Origin of the sequence: Pedobacter frigiditerrae, assembly GCF_004331645.1 — a bacterium.
GTDB lineage: Bacteria > Bacteroidota > Bacteroidia > Sphingobacteriales > Sphingobacteriaceae > Pedobacter > Pedobacter frigiditerrae.
In genome coordinates this window covers 262,975-289,167 of sequence record NZ_SJSK01000004.1, presented here as the reverse complement: position 1 = coordinate 289,167, position 26,193 = coordinate 262,975, and the positions used below count along the sequence as shown (strand labels likewise).

Annotated in this window: 20 protein-coding genes and 1 other RNA gene; 10 read left to right on the top strand and 11 right to left on the bottom strand. The window is 35.1% G+C overall.

All coding sequences use genetic code 11. From position 1 onward, the window contains the following. Positions 1 to 505: 505 nt before the first annotated feature. On the bottom strand, positions 506 to 1,165 hold the full coding sequence (locus EZ428_RS16395) for a phosphatase PAP2 family protein (RefSeq protein WP_131554267.1): 660 nt from the start codon (positions 1,163 to 1,165) through the stop codon (positions 506 to 508). A gap of 151 nt (positions 1,166 to 1,316) precedes the next feature. Then, a complete protein-coding gene (locus tag EZ428_RS16390) occupies positions 1,317 to 7,709 on the bottom strand; it encodes an alpha-2-macroglobulin family protein (RefSeq protein ID WP_165501800.1) in 6,393 nt (2,130 codons plus the stop codon). Positions 7,710 to 8,035: 326 nt separating this feature from the next. On the opposite strand from EZ428_RS16390, the gene EZ428_RS16385 reads away from it, so the two are divergent. The 3 genes from EZ428_RS16385 to EZ428_RS16375 all read left to right on the top strand — a co-directional run bounded on the left by EZ428_RS16385 (position 8,036) and on the right by EZ428_RS16375 (position 10,242). Continuing rightward, complete coding sequence (locus EZ428_RS16385; RefSeq protein ID WP_165501799.1) at positions 8,036 to 8,731, top strand: endonuclease/exonuclease/phosphatase family protein; 696 nt, start codon at positions 8,036 to 8,038, stop codon at positions 8,729 to 8,731. A gap of 29 nt (positions 8,732 to 8,760) precedes the next feature. Then, positions 8,761 to 8,967, top strand: coding sequence for a hypothetical protein (locus tag EZ428_RS16380; protein ID WP_131554264.1), 207 nt, complete (start codon positions 8,761 to 8,763; stop codon positions 8,965 to 8,967). A gap of 195 nt (positions 8,968 to 9,162) precedes the next feature. Beyond that, positions 9,163 to 10,242, top strand: a complete 1,080-nt coding sequence (locus EZ428_RS16375; protein WP_131554263.1) for an acyltransferase family protein — start codon at positions 9,163 to 9,165, stop codon at positions 10,240 to 10,242. 97 nt (positions 10,243 to 10,339) lie between these two features. Here EZ428_RS16375 and EZ428_RS16370 read toward each other — a convergent pair whose 3' ends face one another. Then, entirely contained in the window at positions 10,340 to 11,638 is a 1,299-nt protein-coding gene (locus EZ428_RS16370; RefSeq protein ID WP_205945739.1) for an MFS transporter, read from the bottom strand. A gap of 64 nt (positions 11,639 to 11,702) precedes the next feature. Next, positions 11,703 to 12,155 (bottom strand): hypothetical protein, encoded by a 453-nt coding sequence (locus EZ428_RS16365; protein ID WP_131554262.1) that lies wholly within the window; start codon positions 12,153 to 12,155, stop codon positions 11,703 to 11,705. 394 nt (positions 12,156 to 12,549) lie between these two features. On the opposite strand from EZ428_RS16365, the gene EZ428_RS16360 reads away from it, so the two are divergent. From EZ428_RS16360 to ssrA, 4 genes are all read left to right on the top strand, one after another. Beyond that, positions 12,550 to 13,632: a glycoside hydrolase family 18 protein gene (locus EZ428_RS16360; RefSeq protein ID WP_131554261.1), complete on the top strand. Its 1,083-nt coding sequence runs from the start codon at positions 12,550 to 12,552 to the stop codon at positions 13,630 to 13,632. A gap of 57 nt (positions 13,633 to 13,689) precedes the next feature. Continuing rightward, positions 13,690 to 14,253, top strand: a complete 564-nt coding sequence (locus tag EZ428_RS16355) for a Crp/Fnr family transcriptional regulator (protein ID WP_131554260.1) — start codon at positions 13,690 to 13,692, stop codon at positions 14,251 to 14,253. A 73-nt stretch (positions 14,254 to 14,326) separates the two neighbouring features. Further along, entirely contained in the window at positions 14,327 to 14,653 is a 327-nt protein-coding gene (locus EZ428_RS16350) for a DMT family transporter (protein ID WP_131554259.1), read from the top strand. A 270-nt stretch (positions 14,654 to 14,923) separates the two neighbouring features. Next, positions 14,924 to 15,291, top strand: a transfer-messenger RNA (tmRNA) gene (ssrA, locus tag EZ428_RS16345). 95 nt (positions 15,292 to 15,386) lie between these two features. Here the strand turns inward: ssrA and EZ428_RS16340 are convergent. The 4 genes from EZ428_RS16340 to EZ428_RS16325 all read right to left on the bottom strand — a co-directional run bounded on the left by EZ428_RS16340 (position 15,387) and on the right by EZ428_RS16325 (position 18,362). Next, positions 15,387 to 16,148 (bottom strand): nucleotidyl transferase AbiEii/AbiGii toxin family protein, encoded by a 762-nt coding sequence (locus EZ428_RS16340; RefSeq protein WP_131554258.1) that lies wholly within the window; start codon positions 16,146 to 16,148, stop codon positions 15,387 to 15,389. Next, positions 16,148 to 16,429 (bottom strand): DUF6922 domain-containing protein, encoded by a 282-nt coding sequence (locus EZ428_RS16335; protein ID WP_131554257.1) that lies wholly within the window; start codon positions 16,427 to 16,429, stop codon positions 16,148 to 16,150. Before EZ428_RS16335 ends, EZ428_RS16340 begins: the two co-directional genes overlap by 1 nt. A gap of 277 nt (positions 16,430 to 16,706) precedes the next feature. Continuing rightward, positions 16,707 to 17,906, bottom strand: a complete 1,200-nt coding sequence (locus tag EZ428_RS16330; RefSeq protein WP_131554256.1) for a pyridoxal phosphate-dependent aminotransferase — start codon at positions 17,904 to 17,906, stop codon at positions 16,707 to 16,709. A gap of 63 nt (positions 17,907 to 17,969) precedes the next feature. After that, positions 17,970 to 18,362, bottom strand: coding sequence for a DUF1573 domain-containing protein (locus EZ428_RS16325; RefSeq protein WP_131554255.1), 393 nt, complete (start codon positions 18,360 to 18,362; stop codon positions 17,970 to 17,972). Between the two features lie 209 nt (positions 18,363 to 18,571). Here EZ428_RS16325 and EZ428_RS16320 point away from each other — a divergent pair, with 209 nt between their 5' ends. After that, positions 18,572 to 20,998 carry an alpha-ketoacid dehydrogenase subunit alpha/beta gene (locus EZ428_RS16320; RefSeq protein ID WP_131554254.1) on the top strand — a complete coding sequence of 809 codons (2,427 nt, stop codon included), beginning with the start codon at positions 18,572 to 18,574 and terminating at the stop codon, positions 20,996 to 20,998. 379 nt (positions 20,999 to 21,377) lie between these two features. Here the strand turns inward: EZ428_RS16320 and EZ428_RS16315 are convergent, their stop codons facing one another. Continuing rightward, positions 21,378 to 22,130, bottom strand: coding sequence for a DUF6498-containing protein (locus EZ428_RS16315; protein WP_131554253.1), 753 nt, complete (start codon positions 22,128 to 22,130; stop codon positions 21,378 to 21,380). A 56-nt stretch (positions 22,131 to 22,186) separates the two neighbouring features. On the opposite strand from EZ428_RS16315, the gene EZ428_RS24005 reads away from it, so the two are divergent. Together EZ428_RS24005 and EZ428_RS16310 are read left to right on the top strand one after the other, a co-directional pair. Beyond that, positions 22,187 to 22,348, top strand: a complete 162-nt coding sequence (locus tag EZ428_RS24005) for a hypothetical protein (RefSeq protein WP_165501798.1) — start codon at positions 22,187 to 22,189, stop codon at positions 22,346 to 22,348. Continuing rightward, positions 22,338 to 24,656, top strand: coding sequence for a tetratricopeptide repeat protein (locus EZ428_RS16310; protein ID WP_131554252.1), 2,319 nt, complete (start codon positions 22,338 to 22,340; stop codon positions 24,654 to 24,656). Before EZ428_RS24005 ends, EZ428_RS16310 begins: the two co-directional genes overlap by 11 nt. A gap of 1 nt (position 24,657) precedes the next feature. On the opposite strand, the gene EZ428_RS16305 is transcribed toward EZ428_RS16310, so the two are convergent. Both EZ428_RS16305 and EZ428_RS16300 read right to left on the bottom strand, forming a co-directional pair. Then, the gene (locus EZ428_RS16305) at positions 24,658 to 25,404 is read right to left on the bottom strand and encodes a LytR/AlgR family response regulator transcription factor (RefSeq protein ID WP_131554251.1); all 747 of its coding nucleotides are present in this window, start codon (positions 25,402 to 25,404) and stop codon (positions 24,658 to 24,660) included. A 128-nt stretch (positions 25,405 to 25,532) separates the two neighbouring features. Then, positions 25,533 to 26,138 carry a DUF1684 domain-containing protein gene (locus EZ428_RS16300; protein ID WP_131554250.1) on the bottom strand — a complete coding sequence of 202 codons (606 nt, stop codon included), beginning with the start codon at positions 26,136 to 26,138 and terminating at the stop codon, positions 25,533 to 25,535. Between the last annotated feature and the right edge of the window lie 55 nt (positions 26,139 to 26,193).

The window sequence follows — 26,193 nt, the reverse complement described above, 5'->3', positions numbered from 1 at the left end:
AATTGATCGTCTATATATACGAGAGCGTTAATTTAGATGGCGGGGATAAGACTTAGGTTTTATCTCCGTCTCTTTTTTTAAGCCATCTCGTCATGCTGAACTTGTTTCAGCATCTGGCTTGCAAGAAAGACCCTGAAATAAATTCAGGGTGACGAACTAGTGGTAGAGCTAAAAAGAGTAAGAAAAAATAAACACAACACAACAATTTACAGTTTTGGTTGTTTATATATTCGAGAGCGTTAATTTAGATGACGGGGATAGGACCACAGGTTTTATCCCCGTTTCTTTTTTCTATAAATTCGTCATGCTGAAATCGTTTTACAAGTAGTTTTGGTATTTTCAATTGTCTTATAGCTACTTCGTGGTCAGCATCTGGCTTGCAAGGAAGGCCCTGAAATGAATTCAGGGTGACGAGATAAGTATAGAGCTAAAAGGAGTAAGAAAATTTTAATACAGAATATAATAATCTAAAATTTTGCTCGTCTATATATATGAGAGCGTTAATTTAGATAACGGGGATGGGTTCAGGGACTTGTCCCCGTTTCTTTTTAAAGTAAAAATAACAAAGCGGAAATAAGCAGATTAAACCAAGGATAAATCCGCCTACAGTATCACTAAACCAATGTGCTCCTAAATAAATTCTAGAAAAAGCAATCGTTAAAATCAAAAACCAAGAGAAATAAGTGACCGCCCTACGCAAAGCTTTAGGTATATCTTTCAACTCCCTCATCAAAATAATCATAAAGCCAAAAAAGAGAAAGTAGGACAGTACATGTCCGCTAGGGAAGCTATGAAATCTATTTATCTCTACCAAGCGTACATAAAAAGCTGTTGGTCTCGGTCTATCTATTATATTTTTTACACCTAAAATAATCAAGCCAGATAGTAAAATTGATGCTACAAAATAAGCCTCCCTTTTGTATTTAAAGACATAAAATAACCCTGCGATAATAATAACCAATAAGAGAGAATAGGGTAGCTCGCCAAAAATGCTGATGCCCAGCATGATCTTATCTAATGGGTCTGAATGGTATTTCTGAACAAATAAAGATATTTTATGGTCGAATAATGGCACCGGGTGATGTGACACAAAATTGCCCAGCAAAACAAAACTGATGATTAACGCAATAAGTGAAATGATTAAAAAGGTAGGTTTAATGCGCATCAATAATTTTATGATTTAAACCAAAGCTAATCAAAAAAAGTTTTAGGGGTTTATAACTTAATACATTTCAGTTGTTTCTCCCGCAGATTTGGCAGATGACGCAGATTTTGTTTTAGCTGTGTAATTACCGTCATCAGCGGGAAAAATCAATCTATTTAACCGTCACCCTAATCCCTTCGCTATGCGTTGTAAACTCTGGCGCATACATACATTGCAATGAAGTAATCCCATTGCCAAAATTACCTGAATGTGTTACCCTTAGTGCATATTCAAAAACATAGGTGCCTTTGCGTAAATAACCAATAAAGAAATTGGTGCTGGCATCTTTTGTACTTTCATGATAACCCAAACCATCTTGATATTTATATTGAGAAATTACATTTACAGGTTCAAAACCGGCCGAGCGCATGTCTTTTAAATGCACATATTCCATATCTCTATCTGCATAAATTTCAATGCGAACCTTTACCAAATCGCCAGGTGTAAGTACATTTGTTGATGTTAAGGGAGTTAAAGTATTTCCTTTAGTGGTAGAATTTTGAATAAACAATTGTTTCTTGATTTTAACACCAGTATTTGCTGGCGTTATTTTATCCAATTGCTCAAAATATTGCCAGTACAAAGCACCCCAAGCAATGGTTTTATTGTTGTTTTTTACTTCTACTTTTCCCATTTCTGGTTTAACATCCGCACCTGCGATGGTAATTTTCTGATAACCAGTGCCCGCTTCTTTTGGAGCATTGGTAAAACCTAAATCAACCATCGTTTTATTACCAATTGTAATTTCAGGTTCTGCAGATTCAGCAAGTAAATCGTATCCTTTCATTAATAAAGCGTAACAAGCTGCTGCGGTCGCCTTGGTTGTTTTCCAATCATTGGTTTGTTTGTTTTTAAGCAACCAAATTTTCATTTCTTCAACAGATTTAGGATCTGATGCTACTTCATCAAAAGCTTCAATTAATAATGATTGAGTTTCTATTGGACTTTGGTACCACCACCAACCATTTATATTTTTTGCCCAATACATTCCCATTTCATCGCTCTGTTGAGCAGTTTGTTTTAACAAGGTCATAATTTTTGCAGGTTCAACTTTGTTTCCATTTCTATGTAAAACTAAAGCCGTTTGTCCTAGTTGATAGCTGTCGAATGTTTTCCAATTGGCAGTAATTCTTTTAAGGTAATAGTCTTTTGCTTTAATAAAATCTGGATTGGTATTGATTTGATTGGTATAACTTCTAGCAAATAAATAATGCAATGGCATGTAACCAAAATGTTTACCAGCTATCTCGTCTTTGTAATCTTTTACCAACTCTCTATCTAAATAAATAAAAGCTTTATTAAGCATTGTATTTAGCGTAGGGTAGGTCTTTTCATCTATCAATTTTAACTTTTTAAGCTGCCCTATTCCTAAAACAATGTGCTGGGTAATGTATCTATTACCTGGCATTCCATTAAACCATGGAAAAGAGCCATCGTTATATTGCATTTTTTCTAGCTTTTCGAAATTGCTTTTTAACTCATAAGTCATTCTATTTAAATCGAATAAGGCAGCTAATCTTTTCTTCCTTTCGGTTTCATTATCAGCATTTCTAACCCAAGGTGTTTCTTCCAATAAAATTGATTTCAATTCTGGGTTTTTCTCCAAGTTAGATAAAAGCGCTTCGCCATTATTAGTGTTTTGCCATTGACTAAAAACCTCCTTGATTTTTGGAGAGCTATTGATAATTCCTGTTGCAAAACTATTGGCGTAAAAACGACTGAAAGTTTGCTCTGCACATTCATAAGGATATTCCATTAAATAGGGTAGTGCCTGCACTGCATACCAAACCGGATTAGAAGTAAACTCGAATGTTAAAGCCTGATTGCGCATCGTTTTTGAAGAACTTGAGTTAATCAATTTCTCCATGTTAAACGTTTTGCTGGTATTGCCACGAACATTAATCGGCATACTTTCGGTTACCAACATCGAGTTTGGTAAAACCGGAATGGTCATTTCTTCGCCATCGCTAAACTTGCCAGCTTGTGCCACTACTTTATAGCTAATGGCACTAATTCCTGATGGTATAATCACCGGCCATTTTAAAACCTCATTTCCATCATTTTCTATAATAAAATCTTTTTTAAGCTGATTGCCTGCAGCTAAAATCTGAATTACTTTTCCTGTTAAGGCATTTTTTAGTTCTAAATAAGCATCACCATTTAATTTTTTTCCAGAAAGGTTATTCAGTTTTGCACTAAATGATATGGTATCACCTTCTCGGAAAAAGCGTGGTGCGTTAGCAGAAATAGCTAATTGTTTTTGTGTGACTAGCTCATTACTTATGCTTGCTGTTTTTAAATCCTTTGTATGAGCAAAGCCCATCATTTTATAACGAGTAAGAGATTGCGGAATGATAAACTCTATGTTTATTTGTCCGTTCTCATCTGTTTTTAATTGGGGATAGAAAAAAGCGGATTCATTGAAGTTGGTACGGGGAATTATTTTATTGAGCTTTCTGCCGGCACCATAAGAATCTGCATTAAATGTTACAGTATCTCCCTTAAATTCCTTTCCCGATATTCTATTAACCATATCAGCGGGCAAAGAAACTCCAGCAACTTTACCATCTAAACTTGATGAACCTCTAATTTTTAATTGCTCACTTCCCACAATAGTTGAAACAGAAGCTGATACACTCTCTTTTCTTTTAGTAGCGCCATACCCAACTACTGCCACCTCATTTAAGGAGCTGCCATCAGATTGTAAAGTAACATCAAGTCTTTTCTTTTGCCCAATCTTAACTTTCGCTGTTTTATAGCCAAGAAATGCAACAGTTAATTCATCTCCAACCTTTGCATCAATAGCGTAAACACCGAAATTATTGGTAACGGTAGATAATTTTCCAGTTTTTACTGCAGCACCTGGAACAGCATAGCCTCCAAAATCAAATACAATTCCATAAACTATTTTTCCTTTTTCAAGCTCTGCTAATTTTTTAGTTGCCTCAGGCGATATGCCTTTTTTAGATTGAGATTGGATTCTGCGTATGTAATTCTGATAACCGCTATTATAAGCTCCATAATAGCCATAACCAAAGAGATTAAGGTTTTCATAGGTTCTGATAATTGGAGAATAGTAGGTGCCATAACTTCTTAAGAACCAAAACTCTGAGCCGTCATTGATATCATTTGCCCTGTATGCCCAAGCATAAAAATCGTAACTAAAAGTAGAATTGATACTTCTATTCCAATCCATTTTCTTCAAATCATCTAAAGATGCATCGTACAAAGTAGCAACCATTTCTGCCATTTGTTTTTCGCCATTTTTATTGCTGATTTTAAGTTTCCAGCTCTCCTTTTCTCCTGGCTGTAATTTATCCCGAAAGGTTAAAAATTTAATGTCTAATTGTTTTTGTTTATCGATAATGTTAACGTGTTCTAGATAATTATAAACTGTTCCGTTATAAACCATAGAAAACTGTACTGCAAAGCTATCCTCCCAGTTATCCTTAGGTTTTATTTTTATGATACTTTGTTTAGGCGATAGATTTAACCAAACTTTTTCTACAATGGTATTCCTGTAATAAACTTCATAATATCCTTTGGTATTGTTGGCTAAACCAGCCACTCTAAAAATGGCGCTTTCTGAAGTTGTTATTGCATTAAGTTCTGGAACAACCAGCTCAATTTTAGTTTCAATTTTTTGTGGTTCTTGCCCTTGTACAATTAAATATTTGTCAATAGAAAGGGTATCATTTAAAGAATTGATAGCTGTTAATTTTATTTTGTAGTAACCTGGAATAAGGTTTTTTGAACTGAAATTGAGTTCCCCATTTCCGTTGCTTACCGTTAGATCTTGATTGTACTGAATGTGTTTAATTGACCATTTTGCCGGCTCTAATTCATTGTTGTAATCATCATCAGGAAAAGTCTTAGGCCATTCTTCTTTGTTTAATGTGTAGTTTTCTGCATAAAATGGACTTTTATTCATCAACCTTGTTGGCGACTGAAGCATTGACCATTCTGCTTTAACCTTAGCCATTATTGGTTCGCCATTTAGATTAGATACATTAAAAGAAATACTATCTAGTTTTGAGCTTAAAAATAAAATCTGACTTGTTGAAATAGATAGCTGAATATCTTTTTTGCCGACATTAATTGAACTGGACTTTGTCCTTGTTTCTCCATTGATGTCAGTTATTTCGGCTTCAATGTCAAAAGTATAATTAAGCCTATTGTTTGGAGCCTTTGCCAAGAAACTTAGTTCAAATTTACCATCGTTTTTTGTGTTGGTTTTGCCGATGGCCACTTGTGTTCTTACAAAAGCTTGTGAACCATAAAGGGCTGTTTGTTGTATATAGTCCAAGCTATAATCATAAATCGCCCTGCGAAAAATTTTATAGGAAACCTTTGCATTAGCAATAGTATAACCTGAAAATGAAGCAGCCTTGCCTTGAACTTTGATGCTGTCGTTTAATTTGTATTTCTGATTAGGCTTGTTAAAAACAATCTCAAAAGTTGGTCTTTTGTATTCTTCAACTTGAACATCAATACTTCCATAGGCTGTGTTTATTTCCATTCGGCCATTTAATTTCCCTATCGGAATTATAAAAGAACCTTGAAAGGTGCCATATTCATTAGTTGTTACTTCAACTTTTTCAATGTCTTTTCTATTTACATCTTTAAAAGCAATTGATACGTTTTCATTAACTAGGATTTTATTTTTATCTCTACCTTTTGCTAATAATAAGCCCTTGTAAAAAACAACCTGACCAGGTCTGTAGATAGGTCTATCCGTAAATAAAATTACCTTTTTCTCATCATCATCATCGTCGTCGTTGTAATTTCTGTAATTGTATCTATAAGTTTCTAAATTAATTTGAACAGAATCTTTTCCGAAGGAAACGATAGCTCTGTCAAATGCAGAAATGACTTGCTCATGGGCGGCAAAACCATCTTGATCAGTAAATATCTCTATGCCGCTTAACGGACTTTCATTGTATCTATTTTTGTACTGCTTAATTTTTACACCCTTAATTGGGTTTCCATTTGCATTATTTGTAATAAAGTACTGCCTAGTGGTATCTCCAACAAATCTGTTGTTTACATTCAATGAAGTAACACCAAAGTTTGCCGAAGTATAAATCCTTTCTACCTCATCTAATTTTGTGTTTGTTGCAATGATGATGTAATTACCAAAAGGCAAACCATCAATTTTATCAACCAAAGTATGGTTTTGGTAATCGTTTGATTTAGCTACAACTATAAACCATTCTTTTAAGGATTTACGTTTAGCCAGAAACTGAAGAAATTTCTGTTTATCTGATAAGTTATTAAATGAGTTGTCTTCAAGCGATTTTTTGTAAAGTTTTAGATAAATCGTATCAACATTTTTGTAAGAAAAATAAATTTGAGCTGGCTTATTAGGTAAATTATACTGCTTAATTTTTGTATTTAATTCTTTACTGGTTATTTGTTTAGCAAGATTTTCAGCATTTTTGGCGCCAATACTTTTTGGATAAGCCTTAATTGCCTTATTGATCAATTCTATTGACTTAACTAAGTTTTGCTTGTTGGTGTCAATACTTAATTGTCCATTTTTATGAACCAATGCTAGCTCGTACAAAATATCTGCGTACACCTCAGAATTTTCAGTCTTGTTGGCTAAAGATTGTAGTGCTTTGTAGTATAACTCTTGATTTTCAGGACTATTATTTCTTGTGTAGATAAACTTCATCCTTCTCAAATCAACATCAGCCAATGCTGTGCTATTATCTCCATAAGTATGAAAAGATATTAAATTTTTAAAAATTTGTAATGCCGAAATGTTAAATGTTGTACTGTCGCTTTGCGGTAAATTGGTGTTTATAAATCTTTTCCTGTCGGCGTACCAAATAGGGTCATTAAAATCTATGTTTTCTGTTTCTGCTTGCGTTAAGGTAAGTTGGCTGTTAACAAAAACATCCAGAGCCCTATGTGCCAATAGATCGTAAAGTGTTGGTCTAAAAGACCTATTGTACTTGTCGCCAGCCAAAACGTTGTCTAAGAAATCTACTTTTGTATTTTGTAAAAGTTTTGTCTCGGTTAATGACGCAAGGTAGTTTTTAGTGGTCTCTTCAGTTAATTTAGCGATAGACCAAGTATTAATGTCATCACCAATATTAGCGCTTACGTTTGTTCGCTGTGAGATTTTCCACTGATTTTGCTGATAAAATTTCCAATAAGTTTCTGCCAAGAGAGATTGTAAAATACTTTTTTCTGGTTGTTTCGCAAGGCTGATGTCCTTTCTTAAATCGACCAAAATTTTATCAAATGCATTCTCTTCCAAGTAACTTTGAAAAATCATTTTATAAATCACAGCTTTAATCAACAGCGGCGAATTGCCATCTTCACGAGCTTGAGCACTCATTTTTTCAATTAATGCCAATGCATCTTTTGGCTTAGCCTGATTTGCAATTGAATCCACCTTGTAAAAATCATCAATGGTGTATTTCTGGCTAAATACTGAAGAATTGAGAAGGAGTGAGCAGATTAATAAAAAGGAGAAGCGTAAAAGCATTTTCATAAGCAGCGTTTTATTTGTAGATGGTGTTTGGTAGAGATTTCCATAAAATAATTTCAACCCTACAAAATAGAGATTACTTAACGTCATTGAAAAGATATCAATAACAACAAAAGGTTTAACTTTCGATTTTGTAATAAAATTAAGACGAATGTAATTTTTGGTTATTAAATTTAATTGATAATTTGAGCTACGAAACAAAATGAAACATGTATCACTCATCTAGAAAGCTAATTTTTTTATTCACTATCATTTTATTTTGCGCTTGTTCGGCTAAAATTAGTTCCAGTTCAAATGCCCAAACAAACTCAGGTTTAACTTTAAAGGTGATGACTTATAATATTCATCATGCAAATCCACCGGCTAAACCTGGTTTAATTGACTTGGATGCAGTGGCTGAAGTCATTAAAAAAGAAAATCCAGATTTAGTTGGCCTGCAAGAAGTAGATCGCTTTACCAAACGTTCTGGTAATGTTGACGAAGCTAAAGTGTTGGCCGAGAAAACGGGAATGAACTACCAATTCTTTAAGGCAATTGATCATGATGGTGGCGAATATGGAGTGGCTATTTTAAGTAAATTTCCTCTTCAAAATGGTACAAAAGTAGATTTACCACAGGTGATAAAAGCAGAGGCAAGGGTGCTTTCTTATGCAACGGTTACCCTGCCAAACAAAACACAATTGATTTTTGCAAACACACATTTAGATGCAACCAGACCTGATAGCAATCGTGTGGCGCAAATGAAAAGCATTTTATCAACATTAAGTTCAAAAAAGGAAGCTGTTATTTTAGTTGGCGATTTAAATTGTGAAGCAAGAGCCGAGCCAATCGTTTTATTAGACCAACAATATAAAAGAAGTTGCACCGCTAGTTGTGCCCATACCATTCCTCAAGATTTCCCTAAAAAGACAATAGATTACATTGCCTTAAAAAATGCAAACTGGAATGTAAGCGGATATTATGTAATACCAGAGACCTATGCTTCAGATCATAGGCCTGTTGTTTCAGTTTACCAAGTGAAATAGAACCAAATATAAATCCCTCAATAAATAACATGAATCGTAAGAGTTTAATTAAGAATTTAGGAGTAACGCTAGGGGCAGCCATTATTGCCCCAGAAACCATTGCGAAAATTAGCGATGATACTTTTAGTCATGTCATTCCGGCTAACCCAAATTATAAACCAATACCTAAAGCAGTTACGGCTATTAATTTACGTGCTGGAATTGTGGTAATGTACATTAGTTCAATGGTTCATTAGTTCATTGGTCTCACTACTAGTTCAAAGTCCAATCGTTGCTTACCTCACCGACCGAAATTAACACTCTTAAGTTAAACTGTTGTAATAATTATCAGATGAATTGTTCATATAGTTAAGTTAGTTAATCAAATAGAAATTTCATCTATATTTATAGCTTTCTAGAATGGAAACCAAATATTCATTCTATGGACTTGAATGAAAAGAAATTTACAACTAGATTTTTTGAGGTTTATGGGGGTAATATTGGTGGTTATTCACCATGTGCCTTTTCATGACACCACGGCTTTCGGTGCATTTATTTCGGTCATACAAACTGGGGGTTGGGTAGGTGTAGATTTGTTTTTTGTATTAAGTGGTTACTTAATTGCAGGTTTAATTATAAAAGAATACGAGGCAAATCAGACTTTTAACATCAGGTTGTTTTTAATTAGAAGAGGTTTTAAAATCTATCCAGCTTATTATTTCTTTCTCATTTACCAATTTTGGTATAGTGCCAATTTTGCCAAATATCCTCAACAACTAAACCGGTTTTTTCACGAAGTATTTTTCATTACCAATTATACCAAAAACAACAATGGTCACCTCTGGTCTATTAGTGTAGAAGAACATTTTTATGTACTATTGGCCATTGCTTTTGTGGTGTTGATCAAGTTGAAAAAAGTGAACTTAAAATCGATGTTGTTACTTTATTTAATTTTACTAGCTGTCGGTGTATTTGGTAGGGCGTATAACTTTTTAACTTACCATAATTACGATTTCGACAGAGATTACACCCCAAGTCACTTGCGGTTTGATGCCATGTTTTTTGGTGTGCTGATTGCCTTTGTAGCCAATTACAAGAAGGAATTGATGCAAAGGATTTTAAGTAATAAATACCGACCATTTTATTTCACTTTGTGCCTTTTATTTATCTCTACCAACTTTATTTATGGCAGATGGGATACGCCTTTGCAAGCAATCATAAGCTTGTCGCTAAACCCAATTTGTTTTGGTTATGTGATGGTTTGTTTAATTGATTATAATAACCCAACGTTCTTAAAAATCATTAAACCATTATCTTACATTGGCGCTTATTCTTATTCTATTTATCTATTCCACATCCATTTTTTGGTGCTAAGCTTAAAACTATTTCATTACGGACATACAGTATTTTATATCTCGTATGTAGTGTTTGCGTTTATTGGAGGTATCATAGTAAGCAAAGCGATAGAATATCCATTTTTGAAAATAAGAGAAAGATATTTTCCTAATCGATATAAGCTTAAGAAAGTTTAAATGCTGTTTACCACACCTGCCTGTCCGGTAGGCAGGTAGAAACATAGTAGACATAGATTTGGTAAGTAAAAAATAATCTGTTTAATCTGTGGCAAACCTAATCCTTATCTAATTCAGATACCTCTTTCGTATCCTTCATGAAAACATAAACCATTAGTGAAATGAAAATACATGCGGTAATGTACCAATAATAATAGTTTTCGTGTTGTATGTCTTTAAGCCATAGGGCGATGTATTCTGCCGTACCTCCAAAAATAGCTACGGTTAAGGCATAAGGTAAACCAACGCCTAGCGCCCTAATCTCTGCCGGAAACAACTCTGCTTTTACGATAGCATTAATACTCGTATAGCCACTCACAATGATCAGGGCAAACATCAACAATAGAAAAGCTTGAAATTGAGATGTGGTATTGCTTAATAAGGTTAAAAGTGGAACCGTACAGATAGTACCCAAAACTCCAAAACCAATCAGTAAAGGTTTTCTCCCTATTTTATCAGATAAAGCACCAAATACTGGTTGTAGACAAGCGAAAATGAATAAAGTGCTAAATGACATCAATGTTGAATCTTCCTTGCTTAAATGCATTGTATTTACTAAAAATTTCTGCATGTAAGTGGTGTAGGTATAAAAAGCCAAAGTACCACCCAAGGTTAATCCAATAACTTTAATCACAGCTTTAGGATGTTTCAACAAGGCTTTAATCGTTCCTTTTTTATCGCTCGTATGATTTTTCTGATTCTCGAATGCTTGTGTTTCTTCTAAATTTTTCCTTAGATAAAGAGCCACTAAGGAAAGTATGGCGCCAATTACAAATGGAATGCGCCAACCCCAGTCTAACATTTGCGCTTCTGTTAAAAATAGCTTCTGCAAAGCCAATTGAACGGCCAATGCGAATAATTGTCCGCCAATTAAGGTTACATACTGAAAGCTCGAATAAAAACCTCTTCTGCTTTTTGTGGCCATTTCACTTAGGTAAGTTGCAGAAACACCATATTCGCCACCCACGCTTAAACCTTGTAATAACCTAGCAGTTAGCAAAAGGATAGGAGCGGCAATGCCAATGGTTTGGTAAGTGGGAATAAAGGCAATCAGCAAAGAACCCATCGACATTAACAGTACAGAAAATACCATTGATTTTTTGCGACCAACCCGATCTGCCAATCTCCCGAAAATATATCCACCCAGTGGACGCATTAAAAAGCCCAATGCAAAAATGCCGGCTGTATTTAACAATTGTACCGTTGCATTTCCTTTCGGGAAGAATGAGGCAGAAAAATAAATCGCAAAAGCAGAATAAGCATACCAATCGTACCACTCTACCAAATTACCAACAGAGCCACCAAAAATGGCCTTAAGGCGGGAAGTTGAGATTTTATTTGAAGGGATCTGATTCATTGTTTCTAAGCTAAAGAAATTAACCTATGTTTTTATATGCCTTTTTGTTAAAAGCTGATCATACTTATTGATAATATTTAGAAACCTCATACTTTATTTTTGTCCCAAAAAGCTTGGCCATCTCTTTCATGGCTTCGAAACTAAGTCTTGTTGGTGAATCTTTTGCTCCGGTATTAACAATGGCTTCCAAATCTGTAGCAGTTTTATTTTCTCCCTGAGTATTTTCAAAACTCTTTTTGCTTTTACCACTGATGATAATTTGATTATCCCTGCAAAAGAATTCATAATAGCCACTCCCTGAGCCTTTAACTTCTATTAATCCAGTTTTTATATCAAAAGCGTCTTTATCCAGATTGGCGATTTCAATCCCTTTTTTGGTCAATAAAAGTCTTACATCAGTGAAATTTGCATAAGCAGTTTCCGTATTCATCACTGTAATCAAATTTGCCTTTTCTGGTATAACTTGAGCAAAGCTGAAAATAGGAAAGAGTAAAAGTGCAAATAGTAAATTTTTCATAATCGTAAGAGAATTAAATTAAGCTTAGGTCAAACGTAAAATGAAAAAGTTAAAATTCCTAGGGGAATGTTCAATGTCTAAAATATGCCTCCTTCGTAAAGGAATAATAACAGCTTAACTATTTCGACATATTTAACTCGGGGTTAAAACGGACTTCAGTCGGATATGTTTGTCATAAGTCCGAACAAAGTCCGAACTAAGCCCGTCTAAAGTCCGTCTTAACCGATACCCTTTTACGAAGGTTTTACGATGTTGGTATTAACCATTAGTTAACGCATAAATTGTTTTGGGACAGAAAAAGTAATGAATGGGTAGCGTTGAAGTTTTGCTAAGCAGTAATGGTTTCTGATGATAAAATCTGTTTAATCTGTGGCTAATATTTATCTTTAGGTTAATGAAAAAACTGCTCCTTCTTTTTGCCTTTGCCCTAAGCCAAATTGCCTTTGCCCAACAAAAGCCAAAATATAACATCATAGCTTATTATACAGGTAATAGCGAACGCTTGCAGCAATATCCGTTGGATAAATTAACGCACCTCATTTACAGTTTTGTTAAACTGCGAAACGATACCTTGATGTTAAGGGATGCAAAACAAGAGCAAAATGTATTGCAAATCGTAGCCTTAAAAAAGAAGTATCCTCAATTAAAGATCATGGTTTCTATGGGTGGGTGGAGTGGTTGTGCACCTTGCAGCGATTTATTTGCAGCCGCCAATCACCGGAAAATATTTGCAAAAACAACGGTAGCCTTGCTTAAGAAATACAATTTAGATGGCTTAGACCTAGATTGGGAATATCCTGCCATTGAAGGTTTCCCTGGACATAAATTTCAAAAAGCCGACCGAGATAATTTCACAGAATTGGTTAAGGTTTTAAGAGCCGAAATGGGAACTCGATATCTCCTAACTTTTGCTGCAGGTGGTTTTGTTAAATATTTAGAAGAATCTGTAGACTGGCCTAAAGTTCATCCCTTGGTAGATTTTATTAATTTAATGACCTATGATTTAGTAGGTGGGTATGCAACGGTTACTGGTCACCATACGCCTTTATACGGTTACAGAAAAGATCAAGAATCGACTGATAAATGTGTCAACTGGTTATTAAAACATAAAATTCCAGCAAATAAACTAATTACTGGAGCAGCTATTTATGGTAGGGTTTGGGAAAAGGTAGCGCCAATTAACAATGGTTTGTACCAGTCGGGGGTTTTTAAACAGGGGGTAAGTTTTAAAGATTTCAACAAATATTTTAGTGATACTGCTGGCTTCCAATATTTTTGGGATGAAAAAGCGAAGGCACCTTACCAATATAATCCTGCTAAGCAATTGTTTGCCACTTTTGACAATGAAAAATCCATCGCCGCAAAAGCAAATTATGTGAAGCAGAAAAAGTTAGGTGGTATCATGTTTTGGGAGTTGATTGATGATAAGTCTAAGGATGGTTTAGTGGAAGAGATGTGGAAGGTGTTGGGTAAATAGAACCGATAGGAAAAGGGCAAAGCTTTTGTAGATTTGGTGTTTCAATCCAATCAATTTATGAATTTTGATGATATCATAACCAGGCTGTACTTATTACCAGAATCTTCGAAGGAAACTTTGAAGGTGATCGCTAAATTGGTGAGTTACCCAAAAGGACATCTTTTGCTTAAGGCAGATTGCATTGAAAGAAACATTTATTTCATTAAAAAAGGTATTGTTAGAGCTTATGCAGACCATAAAGACAGTCAAGTTACTTTTTGGTTTGGCGTAGAGGGAGCACCGGTGCTTTCCATGAAGAGCTACATTTCGGGCGAAAAGAGTTATGAGCATATCGAACTGCTGGAAGATTGCGAACTTTATGAGTTTAATATCGAGCAATTAAAAGAAGCTTATCAAAAGGATGTCCATCTAGCCAATTGGGGCAGAAAATTAGCTGAACACGAATTAGTCAAAACCGAAGAACGCCTCATTGCCATGCAATTTAAAACCGCAAATGAGCGATACCATCAATTCGTTACGGATCAACCGCAACTATTACTCAGGGTACAACTCGGTTACATTGCTTCTTACTTGGGTATGTCTCAAGTTAGTTTGAGTAGAATAAGGGCAGAGCAACGCTAATTTTTTTATTTTTTAACATTTGTAAAATTGATTGCCAATTCAGTTGCCGATTTTTGTATCTTATATAAAAGCCATGAACTGGATTATTTTAATTATTGCGGGTTTATTTGAAGTGGCATTTGCCTTTTGCTTAGGGAAAGCTAAAGACGCTACTGGAAACGGAACGTTTGTATGGTATGGAGGTTTTCTAATTGCATTAACCATTAGTATGTTGCTCTTGGTTAAAGCAACCCAAAGTTTGCCCATAGGAACAGCTTATGCCATTTGGACTGGAATTGGAGCAGTAGGAACTGTATTAGTGGGGATTTTTGTTTTTAGGGAACCAGCCACCTTTTGGCGACTGTTTTTCCTTTTTACTTTAATCAGTTCGATAATTGGATTGAAGGTGGTGTCGCATTAGTTTTATTAGACTGGTGGCATAGCGCCTATCGGTCGGTGTCTCATCGACAGAGATGAGTATTGTAATTGGTCTTCGACAAACTCAGAAAGTTGATGGGATTTGTATAAAATTTTAAAAAAAAATGCATCCTGAGCTTGTCGAAGGACATTTTTTAAATTACCAAATCAGAAATTGGCATTTATTTTGTATATTTGTGGTTCTATTGATGGTTTGTTTGATGTTTTGTTCGATAACTGAGAACTATAAACCGTTAACTGAAAATTACAAAAAGGGGCCGTTTTGGATTTGACAGGGTGGCGCTGAGTATGTTAGCATGCAGTGCGTTGTACGGAGAGCACTTAAAAGAGAACGTTCACACTATATCTGGCGAAAATACTTACGCCTTAGCTGCCTAGTTTAGAACTTCGTAAGCTTTTGTCTCGCTAACTGCTGCATTGTTAGGTTAGTAATAGAGGCATCATAATAACAGCGCTAGCTTTGATGAGGGTACGACATCATCGCGAAACAAAGTATCTAAGGAGAATGGCAAGGTCGGTTACCAGCCCGCCTCATCCCGACAATTAATTGGAAAATAAGCATGTAGAAGGCATAATTTATCACACAACTGGACAAGGGTTCGAACCCCTTCGGCTCCACAAATTAAAAAACCACTTAATTTATAGATGATTAAGTGGTTTTTTAATTATTGCTAGTAAATCATATAAGGAGTAATACATTTCTTATATAAAGCTAATTAATTTAAAGGCATTATCCCTGGGAATTCGATGCCAAGCTCATCGCACAATTTTCGAACCTTTGTTCGATAACTTGATTTAGCAGTTAGTAAGTTTTTGCTATTTGCTTGTGGCAATATCCTATAGTCACTATGATTTGGTCTATCCCTTCGCTTAGCAGACTTTTCTTCAAAAAGCAATAAGCGCAAAGGGTCTTTAACTGGACTGACTTCTCCATCTAAATCAAATATGGTACGATACTCATTACCATTATAAGTTTCTTGTTTATACTTTAAATCCAACATCAGTTGACTTAATAATATATCTTCTGTTAAATAGTCTAAGTCGTAAATATCCTTAAAACTTCCTCTATTTGCTGCGGTCATTAGTTTAAGTATTCCAATATCTCTTTTTGAAGCTAGCTTTGCACTATTTACAATTTCTGGCTTATCTAAGAAATTTGCATTCTGCATAATCTCTACTTTGATGTTTAAATCTCTTGTTTTAATCCAAAAGCGCAAAAATATAAATTGGTCACTTTCATCACAGGGAAAATGAATATGTGTTGCCCTCTCATCAAAATATTGTTTTATTTCTTCCGTAATTTTTTGATAGTGAGCTTTGCCTACAATATCAGAAAAAAATAGATCGATATCAACAGACTCCCTATGGTCATACCGAATAGCAAGATTTGTTCCACCAGCTAAAATCGCATCATTAAGGCTTGGAAGATTTTGGAGCTCAACGATGGTTTCAAAAAGTTCTGGGGATACTGCCGCCACTAGTAGCGTGAAAAATGCCTAACATGATAACGCTGGGCTACCATTTTGCATACTTTATTGCTGATACGCTCTTTAGTGATTTTAAGCTCTTCAACAATCTCACTACGTTTGTAGAGCTCCTCTAAACGGCTAATATCTTTAGAAAATGTATCTTCGGTTGTAGCATACAGTGCCCGAGGGATAATCAAATCCTTATCCTCCTGAACATCCAAGTTTGATGGATTTACATCCCAAAAAAGATCTTTAGGAAGGATATCTGCTATGTTTTTTACCGATTTCATTTATACAAATATAATGATATACTTTAATGTTAATTGTAAATTTTAAATAAATAAACTTCTAATATATTCATAATCAAGCAAATTGCTTGCCAATGAGCCTTCGGATCCACAAAAAAAAGCCCTGTTTTAATAACAAGGCCTTCTTTTTATAATATAGGGGTAGGGGTTAATTACCAGATATCTCAATCGCGAAAAGCTCATTTCGATATGACGGCGCTAGGTAAGGGCAGAAGCATCTAAACCCTAATCTCTTTATAACCCCTAAACAAACAAAAACTTACAAAACCCTTCCTGGGTATTTCGCTAAAGCAACTTCCAAACAATCCATGGCTCCATTTAAATCATCGGTATTTAGAACATAAGCCATTCTTACTTCATTTTTACCAGAACCTGGACTCGAGTAAAAACCGGTAGCTGGTGCCATCATTACAGTAGCGCCATTGTGATCAAAGCTCTCTAACATCCATTGACAAAAAGCATCGGCATCATCAATAGGGAATTTAGCCACTACATAAAATGCACCACCTGGGTTAGGACAAAATACCCCTTCAATGTTATTAAGGCGTTTTACCAAGGTATCTCTACGCAAGGTATATTCTTTATTTACTTCTTCAAAATAGCTATCAGGTGTATCAACGGCTGCGGTTCCAGCAATCTGCTCTACCATACCTGGGCTTAATCTTGCTTGTGCGAACTTTAAGCCAGAAGCTATTACTTCCTTGTTCTTCGTAATTAAACAACCTAAACGAGCGCCGCAAGCACTGTAACGTTTAGAAACCGTATCCATGATCACTACGTTTTCGTCTAATCCATCTAAATGCATTGGGGAGATAAACTCACGACCGTCATAACAGAATTCGCGGTAAGCTTCATCAGAGAATAAGAATAAATCGTACTTTAAGCATAAAGCTTTTAAGGCATCTAACTCTTCTCTAGAATATAAATATCCCGTTGGGTTATTAGGGTTACATATAATGATAGCCTTGGTTTTTGGAGTGATCAGTTTCTCAAACTCTGCAATAGGAGGCAGGGCAAAACCATTTTCTATATAAGATAAGATAGGCTTAACCACCACATTACTCATACAAGCAAAACCGTTGTAGTTGGCGTAAAATGGTTCAGGAATAATAATCTCATCACCTTCGTTTACACAAGTTTGCATGGCGATGGTAATGGCTTCAGAACCACCAACAGTTACCAGAATGTTTTCGGGTGTAATGTTGTAACCTAATTTATTGTAATATTCTGTTAGCTTTTTTCTATAAGTCAAAGTACCTTCAGATGGGGTATAAGCCCAAACATCAAAATCTATGTTTTTAATGGCGTTTAACATTCCCTCTGGTGTGGCAATGTCTGGCTGACCAATATTTAAATGATAAACTTTTTTACCAGCAGCTTTTGCTTTGTCTGCAAATGGCGTTAATTTTCTGATAGGCGATGCGGGCATTTGAAACCCTTTTTCTGATATTTTTGGCATAGGCCACAAAAATAAAAAACCCCGTTGGATAAACGGGGCTTTTATTGAAATATCTTTAAAATTTTACTTTGTATTGCCTTCTATATACTTCCCTTTAATTACCAGCACCTTTGTAGCTGTTCTGGCATTTGAAGTTAAGGTAATGCCTTTATTAAACGGCAATGCTGGTCCAGACGGTGTTAAGGTAACTTTTACGAAACCTTTTTCGCCACTTTTAACAGGTGTTTGTGTGTATTCAGATACCGTACAACCACATGTAGTCTCCACTTTAGAAATAATTAAAGGAGCCTCTCCGGTGTTTGTAAAATTGAAAGTAAAAGATACTGGCTTACCTAATGCAATGTCGCCAAAGTTATGTACTTCAGTTTCAAATTTAAACTCGGCTGGTTTGGTTTGAGCATTTACTGCAACACCAAAACCTAATATCATGGTGAATAACAAAATTAACTTTTTCATTTGTGCGTTTTTTAGTTTTAATTGCGATGAGCCATTATAAATTTAGTCATTTTAAGACTTAATAAAATCATAACACTTTCATCTTTTATGGTCTAAACAAATTTAATGTTTTATATGTTAAAACAAAAAGCATTCCAAATATTATTTGCCGATCAAATTGATAGGGAATTAGAAAGAATTGTATCTTTGCCCTCTAACCAATTCCCAATATGCAGTCAGAAGGAAAAGTTACAACTAATCAAATTGATGCCTCAGAATTAAGTTTCGATGATTTTAAATTAATCGTAATTAATGACTATAAAATAGCTGTAGAGAGTCGTCAGGCTAGTATTTTAGGTAGACGAGAAGTTTTAACTGGTAAGGCGAAGTTTGGTATTTTCGGAGACGGGAAGGAAGTTCCTCAAATTGCCATGGCAAGAGCCTTTAAAAAAGGTGACTGGCGCTCAGGCTATTACAGAGATCAGACTTTTGCATTTGCTACAGGAATTTCTACTATAAAGGAATTTTTTGCGCAGTTATACGCCAATCCGAGTGTAGAAGCAGACCCCTCATCGGCTGGTAGACAAATGAATTGTCACTTTGCTACACGCTCTTTAAACGATGATGGTTCTTGGAAAGACTTAACAGACATTAAAAACTGTTCATCGGATATTGCCCCAACAGGCGGTCAAATGGCTCGTTTAGTTGGTTTAGCTTATGCATCTAAGTTATTTAAGCAAAACCCAGAATTAGATTACCTAAAAAACTTCTCTGTTAAAGGCAATGAAGTTGCTTTTGGTACCATAGGAAATGCTTCTACTTCTGAAGGGGTGTTTTTCGAAGCTATCAATGCAGCTGGTGTTTTACAGGTGCCAATGGCTATTTCTGTTTGGGATGATGGCTATGGAATTTCTGTTCCTGCTAAATTTCAGACCACAAAAGAGGACATTTCAGAGATATTAAAAGGTTTCCAAAGAGAAGAGGGCACAAACGGCTACGAGATATTCAAGGTAAAAGGCTGGGATTATCCTGCTTTATGCGAAACTTACGAAAGAGCAATTAATATTTGTAGAGAAGAGCATGTCCCTGTTTTAATACACGTTACCGAAGTTACACAACCACAAGGTCACTCTACTTCTGGCTCACATGAGCGATATAAAGAAAAAGATCGTTTAGCTTGGGAAAAAGAGCACGATTGTATTATACAGATGCGCAAATGGATGATAGAATCGGCCATTGCCACAGATGAACAATTAAACGAAATAGAAAGCGAAGCCAAACGTGCTATAAAAGCTATACAAAAAGAAGCTTGGGACGAGTTTTTGGTTAACATTAAACAAGAGCAAGGTCAGGTTATCAAAATGATCCATGCTTTTGCAGATGGAAACGCCGCGTTAATTAAAATTGCTAATCAACTGGCTTCAACGCCAGATGCCTTAAGAAGGGAAGTTTTATCATCAGCTCGTAAAGCCATTCGTTTAAGTGTAAGCACACCTTCTGCAGATAGGGATGTTTTAGTAAAATGGTACTTAGCACAAGCAGAAATTAACGAAGAAAAATACAGTTCTAAGTTATTTACAGATGGAAAAGAAAGTCCGTTTTTGGTAGATCAAGTTGATGCGCAGTACCACGAAGACAGTAAAATGTTAGATGGTAGAGAGTTGTTAAACGCTTGTTTCGACGCTAACTTTGCTCGCGACCAACGTCTGGTAGCATTTGGTGAAGATTTAGGACACATTGGTGATGTAAACCAAGGTTTTGCGGGTCTGCAAGCTAAATATGGCGATTTAAGGATTACAGATACTGGAATTAGAGAAGCTACTATTATTGGTCAGGGTATAGGTTTAGCCTTACGTGGCTTAAGGCCAATTGCCGAAATACAATACCTAGATTATTTGTTATATGCCTTAAACATTTTAAGTGATGATTTGGCAAGTTTATCATACCGTACCAAGGCAGGTCAGAAAGCGCCTGTAATTGTACGTACACGTGGTCACCGTTTAGAAGGTGTTTGGCACTCAGGTTCACCAATGGGGATGATTTTAGGATCTTTACGTGGCATGCACATCTGTGTTCCGCGTAACATGACACAAGCCGCAGGAATGTATAATACATTATTTAGGGCAGACGAACCAGCATTGGTTATAGAATGTTTAAATGGCTATCGTTTAAAAGAGAAATTACCAGATAATGTGGGCGAATTTACGGTTCCTTTGGGCAAGGCAGAATTGATTAAAGAAGGTACAGCTATTACGGTTGTTACTTATGGTTCTACGCTCAGAATAGTAGAAGAAGCTGCTGAGGAATTGGAACAATTAGGTATTTCAATTGAAATTATAGATCCACAAACGCTTTTACCTTTTGATACTGATCAACTTTGTAAAAAGTCTTTACAGAAAACCAATAAATTGTTGGTTATTGACGAAGATGTACCCGGAGGTGGAACAGCTTTTATCTTACAGCAGATTTTGGAAGAGCAACAAGGTTACTATTTGTTAGATGCACAACCTAAAACATTAACTGCAAAGGCTCACCGTCCGCCTTATGGCTCAGATGGGGATTATTTCAGCAAACCATCTGTAGATGACGTAATTGAAGCGGTTTACGCCATGATGAACGAAAGCAAACCAGATCAGTTTCCTGAGTTGTTTAAGTAGGAGCAAGCAACAAGGATAAAGGAGCAAAGATTACAAAGAGTATTTGAAAAACAATGCCAATTCTTTGTGGCTTCTTGGCCCTGCTGTTCGCTACAATCTTTTTGTGCTGCGCATTCAAAAAGTATTTTCGCTTCCATCAGGTTTATTAAACAAAAGTCTGTGTTTCAAATGACTTATAGGGCGCTAAGCATAAAAGACTTGAGGGGGAAAAACTAAGCCAAAAGTTTCTACCTTCGTTATATAAGCCCGACAATTGGCGGGGCTGTAACTGCTATGAAATACAAACATTGTTTTTCAAGCATTTTGTAACAACCACTAAGACCTAATTTACCAAACTTTGTGTCTTAGTGCCTTTGTAGCTATCCTCTTTAATCACAACCTACTTCTCCAAAAAAGAATCAAAGCTCTTTTCAGTTTGTTCAGCATCTTCAAACTTCTGGTTCTTTTTAAGCCTAGTCATCAGCTGTGCTTTGAAAGTCTTATCCATACTGGCCTTGTTTAGGAATAAGTCGACAATTAATCTAAAAATGATAATTAATAATGCAGCAGCCATCGCACTGCTACTTAAAAACATAAAAAACCACGCAAAAATGGTTACGAACTGTTGTATGAAAATTCGGACGTAGGGCTGAAAATAGAGCTTGCTAGTTGTTGTTCTTCTAAATTCTCCAGGCAAAATGAAGTTCTTAAAAGTCATTGCCACATTGCTAAACGCCAATGTTAAAAATGCCATGAAAACATCGTGCTGCGAAAGTAAATAGGCATAATTACTAAAAACATTGAAACTTCCATTTTCACTAGGAATCATATCTTCTAACATCTCAAAGATGAAAATCGATTGAACAAAGATGAAGAAGAAGTAATGGAGGATAAAAAATGGGATGACAGAAAAACCACTAAAAACATCTTTTTTAGTTGGATCTATCCCTTGTTGAGCACCAAAACGAAGTACAACAAGTAGCTTAAAAACGTGAATTACGCCTATAATAATTGTTTCCAAAAAATAGGCAATAATAACCACCTCAGGTTCCCAACCAAGCACAAATATTCCAACTAACATCAATATAGCATTGAGCCAAATGAATACATTGGAAAAGCTAGGAATTAGTGCATTAAAAAGACTAGGTTTCATTTTATTGAATATACAAATTATTAAAATTTAAAATGATATGGTATCGCTTAAAAAAAATGTCTTATATTGAACAGTTCATCCCAAATGTATTTGTCATGTATTTGAGCCAGTTTTTAGTGTGGATTAAATTTCCATTTGCTAGCTATTTATCATTTATAGTATACCATACTAATGGTATTTTAACACCACAGATTTTCAATCCTGGCAATGGAAAATAGATTTCAAACAGCGATTTTTCATCTTTCATTAAAGTTTTTGTTATTCAATAGCTTGATGTTTTTTTGTGGTGCTGTACATGCTCAAGTAAAAACTCCACAACAAAAAGCAGATAGTCTTGTCAATGCCTATGAAAATCATTTAAAAGATGATTCGGCGAAACTGGTTATTGTAAAACAGGCTTACAAACAATTCATGAAACTCAAAAATTTTGATAAAAGTGAAGCTTATGTAAATAAAACCATCGCATTGGCAAATAAGATCAACCAAAGAAAATATGTTGCAGATGCTTATTATAATTTAGGGCTTTTTTATCACGGCTTTGCCAATTACCTAAAAGCTGAAGGGAATTATTATAAGGCCATAGAAGTTTATGCGGCAATGAATAATTTAGACATGGTGGGTGGCACCTACTTAAATCTAGGTGCCTTATACAATGGTATTCCAGATTATGCGAAAGCATTAGAAGCTAATCAAAAGGCTATTCCAATATATATGGAGCTTAAAAACGATGGAGATTTAGCGAGTTGTTATGTTAACGTTGCAGAAATTTACCAGAGCTTAAACCAGCAAGTAGAAGCTTACAATTATTTACAAAAAGCATTAAAGGTTTTTGGCGTTGGAAATGAAAGCAACAGGGGTTTGGCAGTAGTTTACAGCATGCTGGGCTCTACTTTTATTCAGGCATCGGAAACTGAGCTTACAAAGCTAGGTGTTGCCTCAAACCAAAAATATAATAAGGCGTTAGAATACCTAATAAAAGGTTTAAAAGTAGCAGAAGATTTAAAAGATGCATCGGTTTTAGGGCCTATCCACCAAGATTTAGGAACCGTTTATGAAGCGACTGGAACTCAAGAGTTAGCACTTAAGTCTTATTTAAAAGCAATAGCGTACAATAACAAACAAGATGATAAAAGTTATTATGCCATTAGTTTATTGGCTTTAAGCGATTTCTATTTTAAAGAAAATGAATATAAAAAGGCAACGGACTTATTGTTAGAAGCCTTAAAGATTGCCCAAGAACACAAATTGTTAGAAGTACAAAGAAACGCCTATCAGAAACTAAGTTTAATAGAAGAAAAACAAGGTAATTTTAACCAATCCTTAAATTATTACAGGTCGTACATTTCATTTAAGGACCAAATCTTTAATAAGGAAAAAGAGAATGAAATTACAAGGAGACAGTTGCAACTAGATTTTACCATCAAGGAAAATGATTATCAACTTAAACAGAAAATGACAGATGTTGAGCTACAGAGACAGGTTTTTTTGGCAAGACAGCAACAGCAACAACTTACACTAAGAAAACAAGAATTAGCTTTAAGTGATAAAGAAAAAAGTTTACAGCGCATTACTTTTCTAAAAAGACAATCGGACTTAGAAAACGAAAAAAATGCATTAGATGAACAACGATTGTTAGCGTTATTGGCTAAGGCAGAAAAAGAGAAAGAAATTGACCTGAAAAGTAATGAATTGAGGATTAATAAAAATGTGAATACTTTTTTAGTTGTACTTGCCACTGTTTTGTTCTTATCTGGAGCATTTGTGTTTTACACACAGCGCAAAACAGCAAGGCTAAATAGGATGGTTTCTGAGCAAAAAAGAGAGCTTGAGAACCTGAGTAAGGTAAAAGATACCATATTTAGCGTAGTTAGCCATGACATGCGTTCTCCTGTTAATTCCTTAATTTCTTTTATACAGCTTTTAGAAGAAGGAAATATTAGTCAAGATGAATTAACCAGGTATGCTGGCAATCTTAAAAACACATTGGGTTATACTTCTTCAATGATGGAAAACTTGTTGAACTGGGCATCGAGCCAGATGCAAGGTTTTGAGCCAATTATAGAAAAATTCGATATTCAGCTCTGTATTCAGGAAGTGATCAACTCTATGTTAACTATAGCTAACCAAAAATCAATCATCATACAAAATAATATCCCTTCGGGAACATTGTGTTTAGCAGATATGAACATGACTTCCTTAATTGTTAGAAACCTAATCAGTAATGCCATTAAATTTACGCCGAATAATGGGGTAATTGAATTGAACTCTATAAAGGATGGTAAAAAAGTGAAAATCAGTATAATGGATAATGGGATAGGAATGCCTACTGAACAAGTGGTTAACTTTAATACTTCTACCCATTTAGAGACAGGTAAAAGTACGTACGGTACAAATAAAGAGAAAGGAACTGGGATTGGTTTAATTTTATGTAAAACATTCACAAAAATGATGAATGGATCATTGCAGGCAAATAGCAGGCTTAATAGTGGAAGTGTTTTTACTTTAAGTTTGCCAAAAGCTGTTTAAACTACTCTTTAATATGCCTAGATAAAGTTTTGCTTGCTATCTTTTCTATTAATTCTTTTCTGTTAATTAAGCTAATTGGAGCAGCATGATTATGATTTAACAGCACCTCATAATTTGATATGGTGGCAATTTGATTTACATTAATTACATATTGTTTATGAATCCTAACAAATTCTGCAGGTAATTGACGCTCCAGGTTTTTGAGGTTAATTAGTGTGATGTGATTGTTTTGGGCAGTATATATTCTAGAAAAATCGCCCATACTTTCAATGTAGATCACATCGTCGTATTTAAGCTTAGTAAATCCCTTTGTTTCTTTGATAAAGAAAAAATCTTCAGATTCTGGTAGGGGAAGCGGATTGCTGTTAGGGCTTGCTGCACTTTTTAAATCAAGGTATTCTATAGCCTTTGTACTTGCCTTTAACAAACGTTCGAAGGTTGTGGGCTTTACAATAAAATCTAATGCATCTAGGTTAAAACTCTCGGCGGCATATTCTGTAAAACTAGTAATGAAAATAAAGATTGGCGCATTTTTTATGCTTTTTAACAAGGCCATTCCAGATAACTCAGGCATATCGATGTCTGAGAATACAATGTCGATAGGTTGATTCAGTAAGACATCTGCGGCTTCAATTCCGTTATTGCAAACAGCAACAATGTCTAGCCGATTAATTTTGCGCAGATGCATTTCTATTGCAGCACGCTCAATTTCATTATCATCTACAATTAAACATTTATAATTTGTCATTGCTTAAATATAATCTAAATACAACTACTAAAATAGCTTTTCTTTTAAGTTAATTATAAAATAGAGCTAAAGGTTTTGGTCATCTAAATTATCAAGGTTAACGACTTAAAATACAGTTGTTTAAAATTTTATTTATGTTTCTTTTCTCCAGTAAATAGTTTCTCTCCGGCTAAAATTGAAATGGCTAGGTCGTTTTCTTCTGGTGGTATCGGACATCTGTAACCATCACTGTAAGCACAATAGGGGTTGTAGGCCTTGTTAAAATCAAACTCTATTTTGCCGTTAGCAATTGCAGAAGACTTTAAATCGATATAACGACCGCCTCCATAGGTTTCTTTATTGTTAGTTTGATCGGTAAATGGCAAGAAAAGGTATTCCTTGTAAGCTGGATTAGCTGAAAGTGCGATGTTTTTATATACAGTTAGTTGTACAGGCTTACCATTCAATAGAAACTTTAAATTTGCATAACGGATATAATCGGCAGTTGTTCCGGCATAGGTTGGCATTTTAAAAATTTTCTGATTTTCTAACAGCATAACTTCAGCAACAACTCTATAATTGCTATCCGCATTGTAAAAATTTAAATGTTTGATGTCTGATTTTCTAAGAGGAGAGTTGTTGTCTTTAATAAAATCAGCTTTATATTCTTCTCTATGTTTGGTGATTAGCTCGTTGTAACTTTGTGCAAAACCGGTAGAACTGATCAAAAAAGATAGGATGATAAGGTATTTCATGGTACAAATATATATTTCTGAGAGAATATAATGAAGCAATGAAGAATGAACAATT

What these genes read in the sequence shown, in the direction of transcription:
- EZ428_RS16395 (WP_131554267.1), bottom strand. Translation starts at nt 1,165, where the DNA reads ATGCGCATTAAACCTACCTTTTTAATCATTTCACTTATTGCGTTAATC.
- EZ428_RS16390 (WP_165501800.1), bottom strand. Translation starts at nt 7,709, where the DNA reads ATGAAAATGCTTTTACGCTTCTCCTTTTTATTAATCTGCTCACTCCTT.
- EZ428_RS16385 (WP_165501799.1), top strand. Translation starts at nt 8,036, where the DNA reads ATGACTTATAATATTCATCATGCAAATCCACCGGCTAAACCTGGTTTA.
- EZ428_RS16380 (WP_131554264.1), top strand. Translation starts at nt 8,761, where the DNA reads ATGAATCGTAAGAGTTTAATTAAGAATTTAGGAGTAACGCTAGGGGCA.
- EZ428_RS16375 (WP_131554263.1), top strand. Translation starts at nt 9,163, where the DNA reads ATGAAAAGAAATTTACAACTAGATTTTTTGAGGTTTATGGGGGTAATA.
- EZ428_RS16370 (WP_205945739.1), bottom strand. Translation starts at nt 11,638, where the DNA reads ATGAATCAGATCCCTTCAAATAAAATCTCAACTTCCCGCCTTAAGGCC.
- EZ428_RS16365 (WP_131554262.1), bottom strand. Translation starts at nt 12,155, where the DNA reads ATGAAAAATTTACTATTTGCACTTTTACTCTTTCCTATTTTCAGCTTT.
- EZ428_RS16360 (WP_131554261.1), top strand. Translation starts at nt 12,550, where the DNA reads ATGAAAAAACTGCTCCTTCTTTTTGCCTTTGCCCTAAGCCAAATTGCC.
- EZ428_RS16355 (WP_131554260.1), top strand. Translation starts at nt 13,690, where the DNA reads ATGAATTTTGATGATATCATAACCAGGCTGTACTTATTACCAGAATCT.
- EZ428_RS16350 (WP_131554259.1), top strand. Translation starts at nt 14,327, where the DNA reads ATGAACTGGATTATTTTAATTATTGCGGGTTTATTTGAAGTGGCATTT.
- EZ428_RS16335 (WP_131554257.1), bottom strand. Translation starts at nt 16,429, where the DNA reads ATGAAATCGGTAAAAAACATAGCAGATATCCTTCCTAAAGATCTTTTT.
- EZ428_RS16330 (WP_131554256.1), bottom strand. Translation starts at nt 17,906, where the DNA reads ATGCCAAAAATATCAGAAAAAGGGTTTCAAATGCCCGCATCGCCTATC.
- EZ428_RS16325 (WP_131554255.1), bottom strand. Translation starts at nt 18,362, where the DNA reads ATGAAAAAGTTAATTTTGTTATTCACCATGATATTAGGTTTTGGTGTT.
- EZ428_RS16320 (WP_131554254.1), top strand. Translation starts at nt 18,572, where the DNA reads ATGCAGTCAGAAGGAAAAGTTACAACTAATCAAATTGATGCCTCAGAA.
- EZ428_RS16315 (WP_131554253.1), bottom strand. Translation starts at nt 22,130, where the DNA reads ATGAAACCTAGTCTTTTTAATGCACTAATTCCTAGCTTTTCCAATGTA.
- EZ428_RS24005 (WP_165501798.1), top strand. Translation starts at nt 22,187, where the DNA reads ATGTCTTATATTGAACAGTTCATCCCAAATGTATTTGTCATGTATTTG.
- EZ428_RS16310 (WP_131554252.1), top strand. Translation starts at nt 22,338, where the DNA reads ATGGAAAATAGATTTCAAACAGCGATTTTTCATCTTTCATTAAAGTTT.
- EZ428_RS16305 (WP_131554251.1), bottom strand. Translation starts at nt 25,404, where the DNA reads ATGACAAATTATAAATGTTTAATTGTAGATGATAATGAAATTGAGCGT.
- EZ428_RS16300 (WP_131554250.1), bottom strand. Translation starts at nt 26,138, where the DNA reads ATGAAATACCTTATCATCCTATCTTTTTTGATCAGTTCTACCGGTTTT.